The organism is Acinetobacter sp. NRRL B-65365, assembly GCF_001605865.1.
GTDB lineage: Bacteria > Pseudomonadota > Gammaproteobacteria > Pseudomonadales > Moraxellaceae > Acinetobacter > Acinetobacter vivianii.
In genome coordinates this window covers 1-591 of record NZ_LRPD01000040.1, presented here as the reverse complement: position 1 = coordinate 591, position 591 = coordinate 1, and the positions used below count along the sequence as shown (strand labels likewise).

Sequence of the window (591 nt, the reverse complement as noted above, 5' to 3'; positions counted from 1 at the left end):
CATCGGTGAAGGTCGCTGTGGCATCGATGGTCGCATCGGTATCTGCAAGTAAGTCACTACCTGCCACATCTGCAGTCCAGTTACCTGTCGCTGCATCAACAGTCGCGGTGTAAGTCACACCATTGATAACGAGTGTCACTACCGTGGTTGCTGCATCTGCAGGAATACCGGTTAAGGTACCTGTCACGGTCACTGTGCCCGTTGATTCTGCGGCATTGAGTGTGTTGTCCGTGGTGACTGGTGCAACAGTCAGTGTCGTACCTGTGGTATCTGGTGCAGTGGTATCCACAACATAGTTGTGATCTGCACTGATCGGTCCTGTACCCGTTACATCAACAGTCACTTCAATGGTGCTGTCTGCATCTGCAGTCAACTCGCTACCTGGAACAGTCACGCTCCATGTACCATCCGCCTGTACTGTCGTGTTGTAATTGTTGCCATTGACCACAACTGTCACTGCATCACCTGCAGTGAAGCCGCCTACAACCGCACCACTGATGGTTTGGTCTACGCCTGCTTCTGCGGCATTGACGATGTCATCGCCTGCAACTGGATCAAACACCACCACTGGGGTGGTGATATCCACAGTGT

General features: G+C 52.5%; 1 protein-coding gene. It reads right to left on the bottom strand.

The window, feature by feature from the left end; all coding sequences use genetic code 11:
• A partial coding sequence (locus AWW72_RS14065) for an Ig-like domain-containing protein (protein ID WP_155858562.1) occupies nt 1–591 on the bottom strand: 591 nt, incomplete at both ends.